Origin of the sequence: Streptosporangium sp. NPDC004379, from assembly GCF_042873875.1 — a bacterium.
Lineage (GTDB): Bacteria > Actinomycetota > Actinomycetes > Streptosporangiales > Streptosporangiaceae > Streptosporangium.
Genome location: NZ_JBIAMC010000024.1, coordinates 1 through 18,502, shown reverse-complemented (window position 1 = coordinate 18,502; position 18,502 = coordinate 1). Strand labels below are relative to the sequence as shown.

The following is an 18,502-nucleotide window of genomic DNA, read 5'->3' as shown; positions in this document are numbered from 1 at the left end:
GTCCGGGGTCCCGGCGGAGCCTTCCGCCGGGACCCTTCGGTTCCGGATCCCGATTCGGGAGGGACGATGAGGCACCTGCTGGTGTTCGCCGGCCGCGACGACGCCGAGGCGGTCGCGGAGCTCGTGGAGGAGGAGCTGCCGCGGGCGGGCGCGCCCGCCGTCGTGCGGGAGGCCCTGGCCGGCGAGGACGACGCCGAGGACGCCCAGTGGCTCGTGGTCGTGGAGAACGCCGACGGCCTGACCGCGGACGACCTGGCCCGCCTGGACGAGCTCGCCGAGGAGCACGACGGCTGGCGCGAGACGGACTGAACGACCCCGGACGACCGCGTCCGGCCGGAGCCCCGCGGGACCGGCGCCCGCCGGTCCCGCTCAGTCCAGGCGTCCCGGGGGGACGGCTTCCCGCAGAGCCAGCGCCAGCCACAGCTTCAGCCGGTGGGAGGGGTCCGAGAAGGAACGCCCCGACAACCGCTCGGCGGTGCGGAGCCGGGTCCTCAGGGTGTTGCGGTGCACACCCAGCCGCCGGGCCGCCGCCTCCAGGTTCTCCCCGCACTCCAGGAACACGTGCACCGAGGCCAGGAGCGCGGTGCCGTGCCGTACGTCGTGCTCACGGAGCGGGCGCAGCACGGTGTCGGCGAACAGGGCCGTCACCGCCGGGTCCACGGCGTCGCGCAGCAGGGTCCACGGCTCCAGCTCGTCGACGTGTGCGTAACCGGCGCCGCCCCGCGCGGCCAGTCCGGTGGCGTGCCGCACCGCGACCGGGATCTCACCGAGGTCGCGGGCCCGGCAGCCTCCGGCGACGACCTCGCGGCCGGACAGGGCGGTCAGCCGGTCGGTCAGCGCGCCGCCGATCGGCGCGCCGCCCGCGGCGGATCCGCCCTCGGGGACCACGAGGACGAGCCCCTCGGGGCGGGGGCAGACGAACGCCAGCTCCTCGGTGGCCGGGTCGCCGAGCACGTCGGCCACCGCGTCCAGCGCCGGGTCGACCAGGGCGGAGGCGTCGCAGCCGGCCGCCCGCGCCACCATGACCTCGTACGGCGGAGGCGCGGTGGAGCAGATCTCGGCCAGCCGGACGGCGAACGCCGGTTCGCCGGACAACACGCCGGACAGCACGGCCGCGCGCTGCCGGTGCGCGTGCGTCCGGGTCCGGCGCACCCCGTCCAGTTCGATCGCCAGCAGGCACGCCGCCTGGTTGGCCAGCACGCGCACGTGCCAGTCGGTGGGGCCGGCCGTCCACAGGGCCAGCCAGCCGCGGGGCGGGCCGGTGAAGCCGAGGCTCTGCATCTGCAGGACGCGGTCGCCGTGGTCGACGGCGATCGCGGTGTGCCGCGCTCCGGCCTCACCGGCCGCCTCGACCGCCTCTCCGGCCACCCCGACGGCCTCGGCGTGCCAGGGCCGGGTCGTGTCGGGGGCGGCGGCGCGGGGGCGGCCGCCGGGGTCGAGCAGGAGCGTCTCCCCTTCGGTGTGCTCGGCCAGGGCACGCAGGATGCCCGCGGGGCCGGAGCGCAGCGCGGCGCGCGCCATGGCCTCCTGACCGAAGACGGTCCGCCGCTCGCCGCGGACGCGCTCGTCGGAGTGCCATCGGGCCACCGCCTCGGCCACGGCGATGAACGGCGTCCTGCCGGTGATCTCCAGGACGGGCAGGTCCAGCCGCGCGGCGGTCTCCAGCACCTCGGGCGGCACCTCGGTGATCTGTTCGTGCAGCGCGAACGCCAGGCCGGCGCAGCCCGCCGCGGCCAGCCGTCCGACGTAGGCGCGGCACCCCTCGGCGTCACCCGGTAGCCCGAGACCGACCGTCATGACCAGCTCTCCGCCCCGCAGCCACGGCACCGGGTCGGGCAGTTCCGTCACGTGCGCCCACCGGACCGGGCGGGTCAGGCCGCCGGCTCCGGCGAGCAGCCGGATCTCCAGCGAGGGCAGGGTGAGGACGTCGGCCACGGTCAGGGGCATGTGAAGCTCCTACAGCAGGGCATATACCAGCCTAAATAGCGATATGCACCTTTCCGAAAGGTGTGCGTTCCGCACTATAGCCACTCTCCGACGGTGCGAATCGTCCACAGGCAGCGTCGTTGAGCCGCGCATATCGTCGCTGGAACGACGCACCCCCCGGAGGGCCCCATGGACGGACAACCGCCTCGCCGCACCGGCGAACCGCGCCGCGCAGGCGAACCGCGCCGCGCCGCCTTCGCCGCGTTCATCGGCACCACGATCGAGTGGTACGACTTCTACGTCTACGCGACCGCCGCCGCACTGGTCTTCGGCGACCTGTTCTTCCCCACCTCGACCGACCCCTTCGCCGGCGTCATGGCCTCCTTCGCCACCTACGCCGTCGGCTTCCTGGCCCGCCCGCTCGGCGGCATCGTGTTCGGCCACTTCGGGGACCGGGTGGGCCGCAAGTCCGCGCTCGTGGTCACCCTCCTCATGATGGGCCTGGCCACCTTCCTCGTCGGGGTGCTGCCCACCTACGCGTCGGCCGGCATGCTCGCCCCGGCGCTGCTGGTGCTGCTGCGGATCGTCCAGGGGCTGGCGGTCGGCGGCGAATGGGGCGGCGCGGCGCTGATGGCCGTGGAACACGCTCCGGAGGGCAAGAAGACCTTCTACGGGTCGTTCGCGCAGCTCGGCAACTCCGCGGGCGCGCTGCTGGCCACCGGCGCCTTCAGCCTGCTCAACGTCCTGGGCGGCGACGCGCTGCGGGACTGGGCCTGGCGGCTTCCCTTCCTCGCGTCGGCGGTGCTGGTCCTGGTCGGGCTCCTCATCAGGCTGAAGGTCGAGGAGTCGCCGGTCTTCGAGGAGACGCGCCGGAACGCGCCGGCCGGCCTGCCGATCAAGGAGGTCCTCCGGACGTCCTGGCGCACGGTGCTGCTCGGCATCGGCGCGCTGCCGGTGGCCATCGGCGGCTACTACATCACCACCACGTTCCTGCTGGCCTACGCGACCGGCCCCGGCGTCGGCGTGGAGGAGCAGGTGGTCCTCAACGCGCTGAGCTTCGCGGCCTTCCTGGAGCTGGTCGCCACGCTCGGCGTCTCGTGGCTCGGCGACCGGGTGGGCGCCCGGCGGGTGGTCATCGCCGGGCTCGTCGGCGTGGCCGTCCTGGCGGTGCCGCAGTTCACCCTGATGAGCACCCGGGACACCCTGCTGATCTTCGTGATCCTCGGCCTGATGCGGCTCGCCATGTCGGCGACGTACGGCCCGATGGCCACGATCCTCGCCCAGATGTTCCGGCCCGACGTCCGCTACACCGGCATGTCCCTGGCCTACCAGGTCGCCGGCGCCGTCTTCGGCGGCCTCTCGCCGCTGGCCGCGACCGCGCTGGTCGCCGCGTACGGCGGCGGCCCGGCTCCGGCCATCGTCCTGCTCATCGGGATGTGCCTGCTCAGCATCGGCTGCGTGGCGTTCGTCCGGATGCACCGGGACCCGGCTCCCCGGCCCGTTCCCGCGGCCCCCGGCTCCTGACCCCGGCGGCCCCGGCCGTCCGGGAGCCGGAGACGGTCCCGTCCGGCTCCCCGGCGGCTCGTCGGCCCGCCGGCCCGTCCCGTCCCCGGCGGCCTCCGCCCCTCCGGCGGGCCGTCTCCTTCGTGACCGCAGATCTCGTGACCGCAGAGTGAAGAGTGAGAGGAAGACCTCTTGTCCCCGATCGTCATCACCAACGCCAGGGTCCTCACCATGGACCCCGCCCGTCCCGCCGCGGAGGCCGTGGCCGTACGGGACGGACGGATCCTCGCCGTCGGCCGGGCGCCGGAGGTTCTCGGAGCGGCCGGGCCGGACGCGGAGACCGTCGACGCCGCAGGCAGGACCGTCCTGCCGGGGTTCATCGACCCGCACAACCACCTGCTGTCCACCGCCGAGTCCCTCGTCTCCGTGGACGCCCGCTACCCGCGGGTCGGCAGCGTCGCCGACCTGGTGGCGGCGATCGCGGCGGAGGCCGCGCGCACCCCGCCGGGCCGGTGGATCCGCGCCTTCGGCATGGACGACGCGAAGTTCCCCGAGGGCCGGCCGGACCGGCGCAGCCTCGACGAGGCCACGACCGACCACCCGGTGATCATCTACCACGTGTCGGGGCACCAGGCGGCGGTGAACTCCGCCGCGCTCGCCTGGCGCGGTCTCGACGACCAGGTGACCGACCCGGCGGGCGGCGCTTTCCTGCGCGACGAGGGCGGGCGGCTGACGGGCATGGTCATCGACTCCGCCATGGAACTGCTGCTGCCGCTCGCGGTGGACATCGGCTGCCACGGTCCCAACTTCCACACCGACCTGCCCGCCGAACAGTTGGTGTCCTGGCTTGAGGCGGCCGGGGAGACCTACCTGTCGGCCGGTGTCACCACCGTGTGCGACCCTCAGGTCTCGGCGCGGGAGATGCGGATCTACCGGGCCGCCCACGCCGCCGGCACGCTGCCGGTCCGTACGGTGTGCATGCCGCTGTCCCACCTGCTCGACGACCTGGTCAGGGTGGGGCTGACCGGGCCGTTCGGGGACGACCGGCTTCGCTTCGGCGCCATGAAGTTCTACTGCGACGGCACGCTCCTCGGCGGCACCGCCATGTTCGACGAGCCGTACGGTGAGCGCGGCCAGTTCGCCGGATCGCTGTACCACGCGCCCGACCGGCTCACCGACCTGGTACGGCGGGCCGCGCAGGCCGGATGGCAGGTGGGCGTGCACACCCAGGGCGACCGGGCGATGGGCTTCACCCTGGACGCGCTCCGCGCGGCGGCGGCGGTGTCCGGGGACGACGCCAGGCCGCGCATCGAGCACTGCGGCCACCCGACCCCGGCACAGGTGAGGGAGTTCGCCGCGCTGGGCGTCATCCCGGTCAACCAGCCCAACTTCCTGTACGACAGCGGCACGGACTTCATCCGCCGGCTCGGCGCGCGGCGGGCGCACCGGCTCCAGCCGATGCGGGAGGAGATCGACGCGGGTCTGCGCCCGGTGCTGTCCAGCGACTCCTTCGTCTCCTCCCTGCGCCCGATGGAGACGGTCGCCAACGCGGTGCGCAGGCGGACCCGCGAGGGCGGGCCGATCGGGGAGGAGCAGGCGGTCTCCCTGCACGAGGCCCTACGGGCGCACACGATCGACGCCGCCCACGCGTTGCGGATGGAGGACCGTATCGGCTCACTCAGCCCCGGGAAGCTCGCCGACGTGGTGGTGCTGGACGCCGACGTAGAGGCGCTGCCCGCCGGCGAGCTGGCGGGGGTCGGTGCGTGGCTGACCCTGCTGGACGGCCGCGTCGCCCACTCGGCTCGCCGCTGAGGCCCGCCCCGCCGGCGGTCCCTGTCGCCTCAGAGGGCGTCGATCTCCGTCAGGTCCACGTCGATCTCGAAGGGCGACGACACCTTGAGCCGATCGTGGTAGACGCCGGTGACGACGTACGTGCCGGTGACGTGGTCGAGCTCGTAGGTGTTGACGACGGGCCGGCCCGCGTCCTCCTCCACGATCCAGAAGTGCCGGATCCCGGCTTCGGCGTACAGCGACGGCTTGCGCTTGCGGTCGCGCTCCTTGGACTCGGGTGAGACCACCTCGGCCACCAGCACCACGTCCTCGGCCCGGTAGGAGGTCTGCCCGGGGCTCTGCTCCGCGGCGGCGTGGATGACGCTGAGGTCGGGCTCCGGCCGCTGCTTCGGGCCCAGGACGACGCTCATCTCACGTCGCACGCGGAATTTCCGGGGGGCGTGCTGACGCAGGGCTGACTCGAGAAGAGTGACAGCCCGCATATGGAAGGAAGCCTGAGGACTCACGAACACCAGACTTCCATCAATCAACTCTGTGTGTTCGGGCAATTGCGGAATGCGATCGAGGTCTTCGGCGGTGAACCCTTCCGGGGGAGGGAACGCCCAGTCGGGCAGCGACGAATCCGTCATCCTGGCACTTCCCGTCTCAGGGATTCGAACGTCGACCGTCATGTTCCCACCGTAGCAGCGGGACTCCACTCGGTGAGGGGATCGGCGAGGATACCCGCCCGCCACCATGACACCGGGTCCCGCCGGGGGCCGGGCGGCGGACCGGAGGTCATGCCGGGACGGCGTTCCAGCCGGCCGCCCGGGATCCCGTTCCCGTCACCGGGCTCCGTGGCGGCCGCGTCCGGGGAATCGTTTTCCCGGACGCGGGTCACCGCCGGGGGCGTCAGGAGCCCAGGACCTCCTGGCGCAGGCGGGTCTTGAGGATCTTGCCGCCGGGGTTGCGGGGCAGCTCGCCCTCGCGGATCCAGAACCGGACGGGCACCTTGAACGCCGCGATCCGCCCGAGCAGGAACTCCCGCAGCTCCTCGGCGCTCACCGGGGCGGCCGGCCGTACCACCGCGCCGACCTCCTCGCCCAGTTCCTCGTGGGGGATGCCGATCACCGCGACGTCGTCCACCGCGGGGTGCTCGAACAGCGCGGCCTCGACCTCGGCGCAGTAGACGTTCTCGCCGCCGCGGATCACCATGTCCTTGGCCCGGTCCACGATGTAGACGAACCCCTCGTCGTCCACCCGGGCGAGGTCGCCGGTGTGCAGCCAGCCGTCGAGGAAGGTCTCGGCGGTGGCCTCGGGACGGTTCCAGTAGCCGAGGATGACGTTGGGGCCGCGCAGGCACAGCTCCCCGACCTCGCCGGCCGGCAGCTCCCGGCCCAGCGGGTCGGTGATCCTCACCTCGACCACGGGCACCGGCAGGCCGATGCTGTCGGGCCTGGCGAGGTAGTCGGGGCCGCTGTTGTAGATCGCCAGCGCGGTGGTCTCGGTCATGCCGTACCCGTTGGAGGGGGCGCGGCCGGGGAGCATTCCGGTGATGCGCTCCAGCAGCCTGGGCGGCGCGGGGGCGCCGCCGTAGCCCAGCGAGGTGAGGCTGGAGACGTCGCGCCTGTCCAGGTCGGGGTGGGACAGCAGCTGCCACACGTTGGTGGGCACCCCGCTGAGCGTGGTGATCCGCTCGCGCTCGATCAGCTCCAGGGCCCGTCCGGCGTCCCACCTGTACATCAGCACGAGCCCGCCGCCGGTGAACATGGTGGTGGTCATGACCGCGAAGCAGCCGGTGACGTGGAAGAGCGGCACGGTCAGCAGGGTGACGCGGCGTTTCCCGGCGGCCTCGGCGGGGTCCTTGCCGGCCCTGGCCAGGCTGCGCACCATGCCGTAGGCAACCGTCATCGGCGACTGGCCGAGGTTGCGGTGGCTGCCGAGGGCGCCCTTGGGGCGGCCGGTCGTGCCGGAGGTGTAGAAGATGGTGGCCGGGTCCTCCGGGGCCACCTCCACCTCGGGCAGCGTCACGTCCGCCGTGACCTCGCCCAGGACCTCCTCGAACGGGCGCGCCCCCTCGGGTGCCTCGCCGCGGACCACGATCAGCTGTGCGCGGCCGGTGAGCAGGGCGGCGCGCTCGGCGTCGGCGATCACCACCTTCGCGCCGGAGTCCGACACGCCGAACTCCAGTTCCTGGGCGGTCCACCAGGCGTTGAGCGGTACGGCGACCGCCCCGGCGGCCAGTACCGCGGAGAAGGAGACGATCCACTCGGGGTAGTTGCGCATGGCGATGGCCACCCGGTCGCCCTTGGCCACGCCGTACTCCGCGATCAGGCGGTGCGCCAGCGTGGCGGCCCGGCGGAAGTGCTCCTCGTAGGTGAGGCTCTCGTCCTCGTAGGTGAGGAAGACCTGCTCGCCGTGGCCCCTGCTGCCCTCCAGCAGCGCGCGGAAGTGCGCGGGCGCGTGCTTCCAGGTCCTGACGGCGCCGCCGTGGCCGGGGACCTCCACCGTCTCGAACAGCTGTCCCGGGCCGGTGAGCCGGGCCTGGACCTCGTCGTGGGCGACCGTCATGCGTTCACATCTCCCGGGGCGAAGGGAACCGGACACGCCACGATACCGACCGGTAGGTACGTGCAACAGTGCCGAAACACGGCGCGTATGTCCATGCGCCGGGGGAGTCGTGTTCCTCCTGGTCGGAGGGTCCTTGGGCGACGCGCCTGCCTGGCCCGCTTGCATGACGATTACGGAGGATGCATAATTCTTCTAGTAAATCCATGAGATAGAGTGCATGAACATGCAGAGAGCGGGGGGCGGATGAGAGCGGCCATCGCCGGTGCGAGCGGCTACGCCGGAGGCGAGATCCTGCGTCTGCTGCTGTCGCACCCGGACATCGAGATCGGCGCGCTCACCGCCGCCTCCAGTGCGGGTACCCCGCTGGGCGCCCACCACCCCCACCTGGCCCCGCTGGCCGACCGGGTCCTCCTCGACACCACCCCCGGCACCCTCGCCGGCCACGACGTGGTCTTCCTGGCCCTGCCGCACGGCCAGTCCGCCGCCGTCGCCGCCGGGCTCGGCGACGGCACGCTCGTCGTCGACTGCGGCGCCGACTTCCGCCTCGCCGACCCCGCCGCCTGGGAGCACTTCTACGGCGGCGCCCACGCCGGCACCTGGCCCTACGGCCTGCCCGAGCTTCCGGGCCACCGCGACCCGCTCCGCACGGCCACCAGGATCGCCGTCCCCGGCTGCTACCCGACCGCCGTCACCCTGGCGATGTTCCCCGCCTTCGCCGCCGGCCTCGCCGAACCCGACCTCGTCGTGGTGGCCGCCAGCGGCACCAGCGGCGCGGGCCGGTCGCCCAAGCCCGCCCTCCTGGGCAGCGAGGTGATGGGCTCGGCCGCCGCCTACGCCGCCGGAGGCGTCCACCGGCACACCCCCGAGATGGAACAGAACCTCTCGCCGCTGGCCGGCGCGCCGGTGCGGGTCTCCTTCACCCCCGTGCTCGCCCCGATGAGCCGCGGAATCCTCGCCACCTGCACGGCGCCCGCGAAGCCCGGCGTCACCCCGCGGACGCTGCGCGAGGCCTACGAGGCGGCCGTCAAGGACGAGCCGTTCCTGCGCCTGCTGCCCGAGGGGCAGTGGCCCGCCACCTCGATGACCCTGGGCGCCAACACCGCCGCCCTCCAGGTCGCCCTGGACGAGCGAGCCGGGCGCGTCGTCGCCGTCATCGCCATCGACAACCTCACCAAGGGCACCGCGGGCGGTGCGATCCAGAGCGCCAACCTCGCCCTCGGCCTGCCCGAAGAGACCGGCCTTCCTCTCAACGGAGTCGCCCCATGAGCGTGACCGCACCCCTCGGCTTCCGCGCCGCCGGCGTCGCCGCCGGCATCAAGTCCGGCGGCGCCCGCGACCTGGCGCTGATCGTCAACGACGGCCCCTCCCGCGCCGCGGCGGGCGTCTTCACCGCCAACCGCGTCCAGGCCGCGCCGGTGTTGTGGTCCCGGCAGGTGCTGACCGCCGGCCGGGTCCACGCCGTCGTCCTCAACTCCGGAGGCGCCAACGCCTGCACCGGCCCGCTCGGATTCCAGGACACCCACGCCACCGCCGAGAAGGTCGCCGCCGCGCTCGGCGACTCCGCCGGCGAGGTCGCCGTCTGCTCCACCGGCCTGATCGGCGAGCGGCTGCCGATGGACGCCCTGCTGGCCGGGGTCGACCTCGCCGTCTCCCAGGTCAGCAGGGACGGCGGCCTGGCCGCCGCCGACGCCATCCGCACCACCGACACCGTCTCGAAGATCTCCTTCAAGCGGGGCGAGGGCGGCTACATGGTCGGCGGCATGGCCAAGGGCGCCGGCATGCTCGCCCCGGGCCTGGCCACCATGCTCTGCGTGATCACCACCGACGCCGACCTGACCGCCGGGCAGCTCGACGAGACGCTCCGCGAGGCGACCAGGCTCACCTTCGACCGGCTCGACACCGACGGCTGCATGTCCACCAACGACACCGTCCTGCTGCTGGCCAGCGGAGCCTCGGGCGTGACCCCCGACCCCGCCGAGTTCGGCCGCCTGGTCCAGGGCGTCTGCGCCGACCTCGCCCGCCAGCTCCTCATCGACGCCGAGGGCGCCAGCAAAGCGATCGCCGTCGAGGTCGTCGGCGCCGCCTCCGAGGACGACGCGCTCGCCGTCGCCCGCGCCGTCTGCCGTTCCAACCTGCTCAAGTGCGCCATCCACGGCGAGGACCCCAACTGGGGCCGCGTGCTGTCGGCCGTCGGCACCACCGACGCCGTCTTCGAGCCCGACCGGGTCAACGTCGCCATCAACGGCGTCTGGATCTGCCGGGGCGGCGCGGCCGGCGACGACCGCGCCAAGGTGGACCTGCGCCCCCGCGACGTGACGATCACCATCGACCTGTCGGCGGGCCCGAACTCGGCCACGGTCCACACCACCGACCTCACCGCCGCCTACGTCCACGAGAACTCGGCGTACTCCTCATGACGGCCGGCGACGCGCCGGCCAAGGCGCACACCCTGATCGAGGCACTGCCGTGGCTGGCCCGCTTCCACGGAGCGACCGTCGTCGTGAAGTACGGCGGCAACGCCATGACCGAGGAGCACCTGCGGGAGAAGTTCGCCGCCGACGTGGTCTTCCTGCGCTACGCCGGCCTGCGGCCGGTCGTCGTGCACGGCGGCGGCCCGCAGATCAACGCCCACCTCGACCTGCTCGGCATCGAGTCCACCTTCACCGCCGGGCTCCGCGTCACCAGCCCCGAGGCCATGCGGGTCGTCCGGATGGTCCTGGTCGGCCAGGTCAACCGCGACGTCGTCGGCCTGGTCAACCGGCACGGGCCGTTCGCCGTCGGCATGTCCGGCGAGGACGCCCACCTGTTCACCGCTGAGCGCAAGCACGCCGTCGTCGACGGGACCCCGGTGGACATCGGCCAGGTCGGCGACATCGTCGCCGTCGAACCCGGCGCCGTGCGGGCCCTGCTGGACGACGGGCGCATCCCGGTGATCTCCTCCGTCGCGCGCGGCGAGGACGGCACCGTCTACAACGTCAACGCCGACACCGCCGCCGCGGCCCTGGCCGTGGCACTCGGCGCCGCCAAGCTGATCGTCCTCACCGACGTCGAGGGCCTCTACCGGGACTGGGACCCCGAGACCCGCAGCGGAAAGGTCATCGACCGGCTGTCGGCCTCGGAGCTGCGCGAGATGCTGCCCGGCCTGTCCAGCGGCATGGCGCCCAAGATGGAGGCGTGCCTGACCGCCGTCGACGGAGGCGTCCCCCAGGCGCACGTCCTCGACGGCAGGGTGCCGCACGCCGTACTGCTGGAGATCTTCACCGACGAGGGGGTCGGCACCATGGTGCTGCCCGACGCCGCGCCGGCCGTGCCCGACGCCGCGCGGCCCGCCGTCACGAGCCTGAACGGGAGCGAGCAGTGAGCATCGACGGCCGGCCCGCGGGGGACGACCTCGCCAAGCGCTTCGAGACCGCCTTCATGCCCACCTACGGCGTGCCGCCGGTCGCGCTGGCCCGCGGCGAGGGCGCCCGGGTCTGGGACGCCGACGGCGGCGAGTACCTCGACCTGATCGGCGGCATCGCGGTCAGCTCCCTCGGCCACGCCCACCCGGCCCTGGTGGAGGCGGTGTCCCGCCAGGTCGCCGTCCTCGCCCACACCAGCAACCTGTTCATCAACGAACCCGAGGTGCTGCTCGCCGAACGGCTGATCGGCCTGCTCGGCGCGCCCGCCAGGGTCTTCCTCACCAACTCCGGCACCGAGGCCAACGAGGCCGCCCTCAAGATGGCCCTCAAGTACGGCGGGAGCACCGGCCGCACCTACGTGGTGGCCGCCGAGAACGCCTTCCACGGCCGGACCCTCGGCGCGCTGTCGCTGACCGGCAAACGCGCCATCCGCGACCAGTTCGGCCCGTTCCCGACGGACGTCAGGTTCGTCCCGTACGGCGACGCCGACGCGCTGCGCGACGCCGTCACCGCCGAGTGCGCCGCCGTCTTCCTGGAGCCCACCCAGGGCGAGGCCGGCGTCGTCCCCCCGCCCGCCGGCTACTTCAGGGCCGCCCGGCGCGTCTGCGACGCGACCGGCGCGCTCCTGGTAGCCGACGAGATCCAGTCGGCGATCGGCCGCACCGGCCACTGGTTCGCCCACCAGCACGAGGGGATCCTGCCCGACGTGCTCACCCTGGCCAAGGGCCTCGGCGGCGGCATGCCGATCGGCGCCTGCGTCGGCGTCGGCCCCGCCGGGACGATCTTCGCCAAGGGCGACCACGGCTCCACCTTCGGCGGCAACCCCGTCTCGGCCGCCGCCGCGCTCGCCGTACTCGACACCATCGACGCCGACGGCCTGCTGGAACACGTCCAGACCGTCGGCGCCCAGCTCGCCGGCGGCATCGCCGCGATCGGCCACCCCCTGCTCGCGGGCGTCCGCGGCCGGGGCCTGTGGCTGGCGATCGTGCTGACCGCCGACCGCGCGGCGCAGGTCCAGGCCGCGGCCCAGCGGGCCGGCTTCCTGGTCAACGCCGTCCAGCCCGGCGCCGTACGGCTCGCGCCCCCGCTGGTGATCACTCCCGGGCAGGCCGCCGCCTTCGTGGCCGCCCTTCCCGCCATCCTTGACGAGGCAGCAGAATGACCAGGCACTTCCTTCGCGACGACGACCTGACGCCCGCCGAGCAGACCGAGGTGCTCAGGCTCGCCGAGGCCATGAAGAAGGACCGCTACGGCTACCGTCCCCTCGCCGGTCCGAAGACCGTCGCCGTGCTGTTCGACAAGCCCTCCACCCGGACCCGGCTCTCCTTCGCCGTCGGCGTCGGCGAGCTGGGCGGCCTGCCCCTGGTCATCGACGCCGCCGCCTCCCAGCTGGGCCGGGGCGAGCCCGTCGAGGACACCGCCCGGGTCCTGGAACGCCAAGTCGCCGCCATCGTGTGGCGCACCGGCGGACAGGAGCGGGTCGAGACGATGGCCACCTGGTCGTCGGTGCCGGTGGTCAACGCCCTCACCGACGAGTTCCACCCCTGCCAGATCCTCGCCGACCTGCAGACCGTCCGGGAGCGCTTCGGCGCCACCGCCGGCCTCACCCTCGCCTACCTCGGCGACGGCGCGAACAACATGGCCCACTCCTACCTCCTGGGCGGCGCCGTCGCCGGGATGCACGTGCGGATCGGCGCCCCGGTCGGCTACCACCCCGACCCGGAGATCCTGCGCCGCGCCCAGGAGATCGCCGCCGCCACCGGCGGGTCGGCCACCGTGCTCACCGACCCCGCCGCCGCCGCGACGGGCGCCGACGTCGTCACCACCGACACCTGGGTCTCCATGGGACAGGACGGCAAGGAGCAGCGGGTCGCCGACCTGATGCCCTTCCAGGTCGACGGCCGCCTGATGGACCTGGCCGCCCCGAGCGCGATCTTCCTGCACTGCCTGCCCGCCTACCGTGGGCTGGAGGTGACCGCCGACGTCATCGACGGCCCCCGCAGCCTGGTGTGGGACCAGGCCGAGAACCGGCTGCACGCCCAGAAGGCCCTGCTGCACTGGCTGCTCACCGCCGGCGGGAACGGCGGGAACACCGATGGGAACGGCGGAGCCGCCACCGGCGGGATCGGCGGGGACACCGGCGCCCCCGCTACGATCCGGGCGGAGGAGGTCACGTGAAGATCCCCATGACGAAGGTCGCCCGCCAGGCGCGGATCACCGAGCTGCTGCAGCGCCGGCCGATCCGCTCGCAGCCCGAGCTGGCCAAACTGCTGCTGGAGAGCGGAGTCGAGGTCACCCAGGCCACGCTCTCCAGAGACCTCGACGAGCTGGGCGCGCTCAAGCTGCGCGCCGAGGACGGCTCCCTGGTCTACGCCCTGCCCGGCGAGGGCGGCGGCCGGATCCCGCTGGCCCGGGTCGGGACGGGCGAGACCCCGGCCGCCCGGCTGAGCCGGATCGCCGAGGAACTGCTCGTCTCCGCCGACGCGTCCGCCAACCTGGTGATCGTCCGCACGCCGCCGGGCGCCGCGCAGTTCCTCGCCTCGGCCATCGACCACGCCGACTGGGAGTCCATCCTCGGCACGGTCGCCGGAGACGACACCATCCTCGTCATCAGCCGCGACCCGACGGGCGGCGCCGCGGTCGCCGAGGCGCTGCTCCGCCACGCCGACCGTCGTGGCGGGTGATCGCGGCACACGGGAAGACCCATGACACGGGTCCCGGGTGCGGGGTGACCCGCACCCGGGAGACCATGGAGAACACTTGATCACGCCTGACCGGGTCGTGCCCGCCTTCTCCGGCGATCCCGGCGCCTCCGCCGCCACGTCGCTCCCCGCCGGGAGCCCCGGCGCCGGGGCCGCCGCCGGGCCGCGGGGACTTCCCCGGAGGGCCGCCGCGGCCCGGAACATCCGAACGCCCAGGTTGGGCTAAGGTCGCGGAGTGGAAGGGGAGGAGAACAACGGTGACTGATGGTGGCAAGCCGATGCGGCTGTGGGGCGGCAGGTTCGAGGGAGGCCCGGCCGACGCGCTGACCAGGCTCTCGGTGAGCGTGCACTTCGACTGGCGGCTGGTGCCGTACGACCTGATGGCCTCCCGGGCGCACGCCCGGGTGCTGCACCGCGCCGGGCTGCTGACGGCCGAGGAGCTGGAGCGCATGATCGGCGCGCTGGACGACCTCGAACGCGCCTGCAAGGCCGGCGAGTTCCGGCCCACCGTGGCCGACGAGGACGTCCACACCGCGCTGGAGCGCGGCCTGCTGGAACGCCTCGGCACGCTCGGCGGCAAGCTGCGCGCCGGACGCAGCCGCAACGACCAGATCGCCACCGACCTGCGGCTCTACCTCCGTGACCACGTCAGGAACATCGTGTCCCGCCTGGTCGAGCTGGAGACCGCGCTGATGAGTCAGGCCGAGGAGCACGCCGAGACGGCCGCCCCCGGCATGACCCACCTGCAGCACGCCCAGCCCGTCTCCTTCGGCCACCAGCTCCTGGCCCACGTGCACGCCTTCGCCCGCGACATCGACCGGCTGCGCGACTGGGACCGCCGCGCGGCCGTCTCGCCCCTGGGCTCGGGCGCGCTGGCCGGCTCGTCGCTGCCGCTCGACCCGCAGGCGGTGGCCCGGGAGCTCGGCTTCGACTCCGCCGCGCCCAACTCGATGGACGCCGTCGCCGACCGCGACTTCGCCGCCGAGTTCCTGTTCGACGCGGCGATGATCGGCGTGCACCTGTCGCGGCTGGGCGAGGAGATCGTCCTGTGGGCCTCCCAGGAGTTCCGCTGGATCGAGATGGACGACGCCTACTCCACCGGCTCGTCGATCATGCCGCAGAAGAAGAACCCCGACGTCGCCGAGCTCGCCCGCGGCAAGAGCGGCCGGCTCATCGGCAACCTCACCGCCATGCTGGCCACGCTCAAGGGCCTGCCGCTGACCTACAACCGCGACCTGCAGGAGGACAAGGAGCCGGTCTTCGACTCCGTCGACACCCTCATGCTGGTCCTGCCCGCCATGGCCGGCCTGGTCTCCACCATGCGCGTCAACACCGCCAAGCTGGAGTCCTCGGCCCCCGACGGGTTCGCCCTGGCGACCGACCTGGCCGAGCTGCTGGTCCGCAGGGGGGTGCCGTTCCGCGAGGCGCACGAGGCGGTCGGCCACCTGGTGGTCTGGTGCCAGGTCAACGACAAGGACCTCGGGGACCTCAGCGACGAGGAACTCGCCAAGGTCTCACCCCACCTGACGCCCGACACCCGCGAGGTCCTCTCGGTGCCCGGCGCGCTGGCCGCCCGCAAGGCGCACGGCGGCACCGCGCCCGACCGGGTCCGCGACCAGCTCGTCGCGCTGCGCGAGACCGTCGACGACCAGGCGGCCTGGGCGAGCGGCGCCTGATGCCCGCGGGAGCCTCCGTCCCGGCCGGGTCGGCCCCGCTGACCCGGGACTTCTTCGACCGGCCCGGCCCCGAGGTCGCTCCCGACCTGCTGGGAAGGGTGATCACGCACGGGCCGGTCTCGGTGCGCATCACCGAGGTCGAGGCGTACGGCGTGCCCGGCGAGGACCCCGCGTCCCACACCTACCGGGGCCGTACGGCGCGCAACGCGGTGATGTTCGGGCCGCCGGGACACCTGTACGTCTACTTCACCTACGGCATGCACTTCTGCGCCAACCTCGTCTGCCTCCCCGAGGGGATCGGCTCGGGCGTGCTCCTGCGCGCCGGGGAGGTGGTCGTCGGCGCGGAGGTCGCCACGGCCCGCCGTACGGCGGGCACGAGCCGGGCCGTCGCCCCGCGCGATCTGGCGCGGGGACCCGCCCGGCTGGCGGTCGCGCTGGGCTTCACCCGGGAGCACGACGGGGTGGACGCCTGTCCGCCCGGTCCGGTCAGCGTCCTTTCGGGAGATCCCCCGGTGTCCGGGGCCGTCCGCTCCGGGCCTCGCACCGGGGTGTCGGCGGCCAAGGACGTCCCCTGGAGGTTCTGGATCGACGGGGAGCGGACGGTCTCGCCGTACCGGCCACACGTTCCGCGCCGGCGCGCTTCCTGAGGGCGGGCGCCGGCGTCGGACCCTAGGGTCCTGAGAAGAGACGCCGCTACGGAGATCCTCCGATCGCGAGGGATGCCTCGATGCGAAGATCCTCCGGTCCTGAGGGGAGATACCCGCGTGGAGATCTTCTGATTCGTTCCTGTTCGATGCCTTTCGCGTTGCCCGCCCCAGTTCAGGCCGGTCACGGGGGAGGTTTCAAGTGGCGAAGCGGGGCCGTGATCGGGCAGTCTGTACGGAAGTGACAGGTGTCCCTTCGAACATTGGAAAGCCAGGATCGTGACCGACATCCTCGATGAGCTCGAATGGCGCGGCCTGATCGCGCAGTCCACCGACATCGACGCCCTGCGCGCGGCGATGGCCGGGGGTCCGATCACGGTCTATTGCGGCTTCGATCCGACCGCGCCCTCGCTCCATGTCGGCAACCTGGTTCCCATGCTGACCCTCACCCGCATTCAGCGGGCGGGCCATCGAGCGATCGGTCTGGTCGGTGGCGCTACCGGCCTGATCGGTGATCCCAGCGGTCGCAGCACCGAGCGTTCGCTCAACTCCTCGGAAGTCGTCGCCGAGTGGGTCGCACGGATCCGGGCCCAGGTGGAGAGGTTCCTCGACTTCTCCGACGAGTCACGCGGGATCATGGTCAGCAACCTCGACTGGACCGAGGGCCTGTCGGCGATCGACTTCCTGCGTGACGTGGGCAAGCACTTTCCCGTCAACCGCATGCTGGCGCGCGAGTCGGTCTCCGCCCGTCTCGGTGGCGAAGGACTCAGCTACACCGAGTTCAGCTACCAGATCCTGCAGGCCAACGACTATCTGGAGCTCAACAAGCGGTACGGATGCACGTTGCAGGTCGGCGGCAGTGATCAGTGGGGCAACATCACCGCGGGAACCGACCTGATCCGCAGGGTGACCGGCGAGCACGTACACGCGCTGACCGTGCCGCTGATCACGAAGGCTGACGGGACGAAGTTCGGCAAGTCGGCCGGTGGCGCGGTGTGGCTCAACCCGGAGATGACCTCTCCGTACGCCTTCTACCAGTTCTGGCTGAACGCGGATGACCGCGACGTGGTGAGGTTCCTCAAGATCTTCAGCTTCAGGTCCCGAGAGGAGATCGAGGAGCTGGAGAAGGTGGCCGCCGAACGGCCTGCCGCCCGTGAGGCTCAGCGTGCGCTCGCGACGGAGTTCACCACGCTGCTGCACGGCGCGGAGGAGTGCGCCGCGGTGGTCGCGGCCTCTTCGGCCTTGTTCGGACAGGGCTCGCTGGAGGATCTGCCGGCCAGGACACTGGGAGAGGCCCTCGCCGAGGTCCCGCGTGCCGAGGTCTCCGCGCTGGGTGCCTCGTTCGTTGACCTGCTCGCCCACAGCGGCCTGGTCAAGTCCAAGTCCGAGGCCCGTCGCGCGGTGAAGGAGGGCGGCGCCTACCTCAACAACGTCAAGGTCTCCGACGACTCCTACGTGCCCACGGCGGACGACCTCCTTCACGGTCGCTTCCTGGTGCTGCGGCGCGGCAAGCGGTCCATCGGAGGCGTCGAGGTCGTCGCCGGCTGACGTCAGCCGGCATCGGCATCGGCGTCCGGCGAACGCCCCGGTTCCGGCCGGGGCGTTCGCCGTCTCCGGAGGCCGATGCCCCGGTACGTGCCGTCTTGCTCCCTCCGGCTCTCATACGGGGAGGGGACGGCGGCGGGGCCTCCGTGCCCGACGGGCTCCCGCGGGTTAATTGATTTGACGGCGTCGGATGGGCGGCATAATCTTCTGCAGTGCCCGGGAGCGAGCCGGACGCCTGAGAGGCGGACGGGCCCCGAGGTGACTCCCACCAGAACGAACCTCAGCGTTCGACCCTTGTCAAGATCATTCGGATCATCCGAACCACTTGACGCGGTCTGAATGTCAAGGTATGTTTGGAGGGTTGCTCTCAAAAGAGGGCGAGCAAAATCCTAGCTCGACCGGATTTACCAAGGCAAATCGTTCGAGAAAAACGATTTGACAGGGAAATTCGATAAAAGCTAAGATGGAAATACGAAATGGAACGCCCCGGAGAGACGGGCCTGAGAGTCCGGTTCGACGGTGAACGCGTCCGTTTCTTGAGAACTCAACAGTGTGCTAAAAGCCAGTGCATGATGCACAACCCCGTCCCACCCATCTTTGGTGGGAGGACGGATTCCTTTGGTTGATGCACCGCCCTGTTGCAGGGGCGGATGCTTTCAGCCGGGAGAAACTGTTCAGACATTGTTTGGAGAGTTTGATCCTGGCTCAGGACGAACGCTGGCGGCGTGCTTAACACATGCAAGTCGAGCGGAAAGGCCCTTCGG

The 18,502-nt window shown here is 72.4% G+C and carries 15 protein-coding genes and 1 rRNA gene; 13 read left to right on the top strand and 3 right to left on the bottom strand.

What is annotated here, in order from left to right:
- The first annotated feature begins 66 nt into the window (after window positions 1-66).
- On the top strand, window positions 67-309 hold the full coding sequence (locus ACFYSC_RS34060) for a hypothetical protein (RefSeq protein WP_362945410.1): 243 nt from the start codon (window positions 67-69) through the stop codon (window positions 307-309).
- 60 nt (window positions 310-369) lie between these two features.
- Here the strand turns inward: ACFYSC_RS34060 and ACFYSC_RS34055 are convergent, their stop codons facing one another.
- Complete coding sequence (locus ACFYSC_RS34055) at window positions 370-1,947, bottom strand: PucR family transcriptional regulator (RefSeq protein ID WP_389969776.1); 1,578 nt, start codon at window positions 1,945-1,947, stop codon at window positions 370-372.
- Window positions 1,948-2,115: 168 nt separating this feature from the next.
- On the opposite strand from ACFYSC_RS34055, the gene ACFYSC_RS34050 reads away from it, so the two are divergent.
- Window positions 2,116-3,450 (top strand): MFS transporter, encoded by a 1,335-nt coding sequence (locus ACFYSC_RS34050; protein ID WP_389969774.1) that lies wholly within the window; start codon window positions 2,116-2,118, stop codon window positions 3,448-3,450.
- A gap of 210 nt (window positions 3,451-3,660) precedes the next feature.
- Entirely contained in the window at window positions 3,661-5,241 is a 1,581-nt protein-coding gene (locus ACFYSC_RS34045) for an amidohydrolase (RefSeq protein ID WP_389969881.1), read from the top strand.
- Between the two features lie 29 nt (window positions 5,242-5,270).
- On the opposite strand, the gene ACFYSC_RS34040 is transcribed toward ACFYSC_RS34045, so the two are convergent.
- Together ACFYSC_RS34040 and ACFYSC_RS34035 are read right to left on the bottom strand one after the other, a co-directional pair.
- Entirely contained in the window at window positions 5,271-5,849 is a 579-nt protein-coding gene (locus tag ACFYSC_RS34040) for a Uma2 family endonuclease (protein ID WP_389969879.1), read from the bottom strand.
- A gap of 262 nt (window positions 5,850-6,111) precedes the next feature.
- Window positions 6,112-7,770 carry a class I adenylate-forming enzyme family protein gene (locus tag ACFYSC_RS34035; RefSeq protein ID WP_389969772.1) on the bottom strand — a complete coding sequence of 553 codons (1,659 nt, stop codon included), beginning with the start codon at window positions 7,768-7,770 and terminating at the stop codon, window positions 6,112-6,114.
- A gap of 243 nt (window positions 7,771-8,013) precedes the next feature.
- Between ACFYSC_RS34035 and argC the strand changes: the two genes are divergently transcribed.
- The 10 genes from argC to ACFYSC_RS33985 form a co-directional block, all read left to right on the top strand.
- The gene (argC, locus tag ACFYSC_RS34030; RefSeq protein WP_389969770.1) at window positions 8,014-9,036 is read left to right on the top strand and encodes an N-acetyl-gamma-glutamyl-phosphate reductase; all 1,023 of its coding nucleotides are present in this window, start codon (window positions 8,014-8,016) and stop codon (window positions 9,034-9,036) included.
- Complete coding sequence (argJ, locus tag ACFYSC_RS34025; protein ID WP_389969768.1) at window positions 9,033-10,187, top strand: bifunctional glutamate N-acetyltransferase/amino-acid acetyltransferase ArgJ; 1,155 nt, start codon at window positions 9,033-9,035, stop codon at window positions 10,185-10,187. The genes argC and argJ overlap by 4 nt, the downstream gene beginning before the upstream one ends.
- On the top strand, window positions 10,184-11,131 hold the full coding sequence (gene argB / locus ACFYSC_RS34020) for an acetylglutamate kinase (RefSeq protein WP_389969766.1): 948 nt from the start codon (window positions 10,184-10,186) through the stop codon (window positions 11,129-11,131). Before argJ ends, argB begins: the two co-directional genes overlap by 4 nt.
- 56 nt (window positions 11,132-11,187) lie before the next feature.
- Window positions 11,188-12,333 carry an acetylornithine transaminase gene (locus ACFYSC_RS34015; RefSeq protein ID WP_389969877.1) on the top strand — a complete coding sequence of 382 codons (1,146 nt, stop codon included), beginning with the start codon at window positions 11,188-11,190 and terminating at the stop codon, window positions 12,331-12,333.
- Window positions 12,330-13,349, top strand: coding sequence for an ornithine carbamoyltransferase (gene argF / locus ACFYSC_RS34010; protein ID WP_389969764.1), 1,020 nt, complete (start codon window positions 12,330-12,332; stop codon window positions 13,347-13,349). Before ACFYSC_RS34015 ends, argF begins: the two co-directional genes overlap by 4 nt.
- Window positions 13,350-13,357: 8 nt before the next feature.
- Window positions 13,358-13,855, top strand: a complete 498-nt coding sequence (locus ACFYSC_RS34005; RefSeq protein WP_362945440.1) for an arginine repressor — start codon at window positions 13,358-13,360, stop codon at window positions 13,853-13,855.
- A 275-nt stretch (window positions 13,856-14,130) separates the two neighbouring features.
- Entirely contained in the window at window positions 14,131-15,549 is a 1,419-nt protein-coding gene (argH, locus tag ACFYSC_RS34000; RefSeq protein ID WP_389969762.1) for an argininosuccinate lyase, read from the top strand.
- On the top strand, window positions 15,549-16,196 hold the full coding sequence (locus ACFYSC_RS33995; RefSeq protein WP_389969760.1) for a DNA-3-methyladenine glycosylase: 648 nt from the start codon (window positions 15,549-15,551) through the stop codon (window positions 16,194-16,196). Before argH ends, ACFYSC_RS33995 begins: the two co-directional genes overlap by 1 nt.
- Window positions 16,197-16,472: 276 nt before the next feature.
- Window positions 16,473-17,741: a tyrosine--tRNA ligase gene (tyrS, locus tag ACFYSC_RS33990; RefSeq protein WP_389969758.1), complete on the top strand. Its 1,269-nt coding sequence runs from the start codon at window positions 16,473-16,475 to the stop codon at window positions 17,739-17,741.
- Between the two features lie 679 nt (window positions 17,742-18,420).
- Window positions 18,421-18,502: ribosomal RNA gene (locus ACFYSC_RS33985) — 16S ribosomal RNA — on the top strand; the annotation flags it as partial.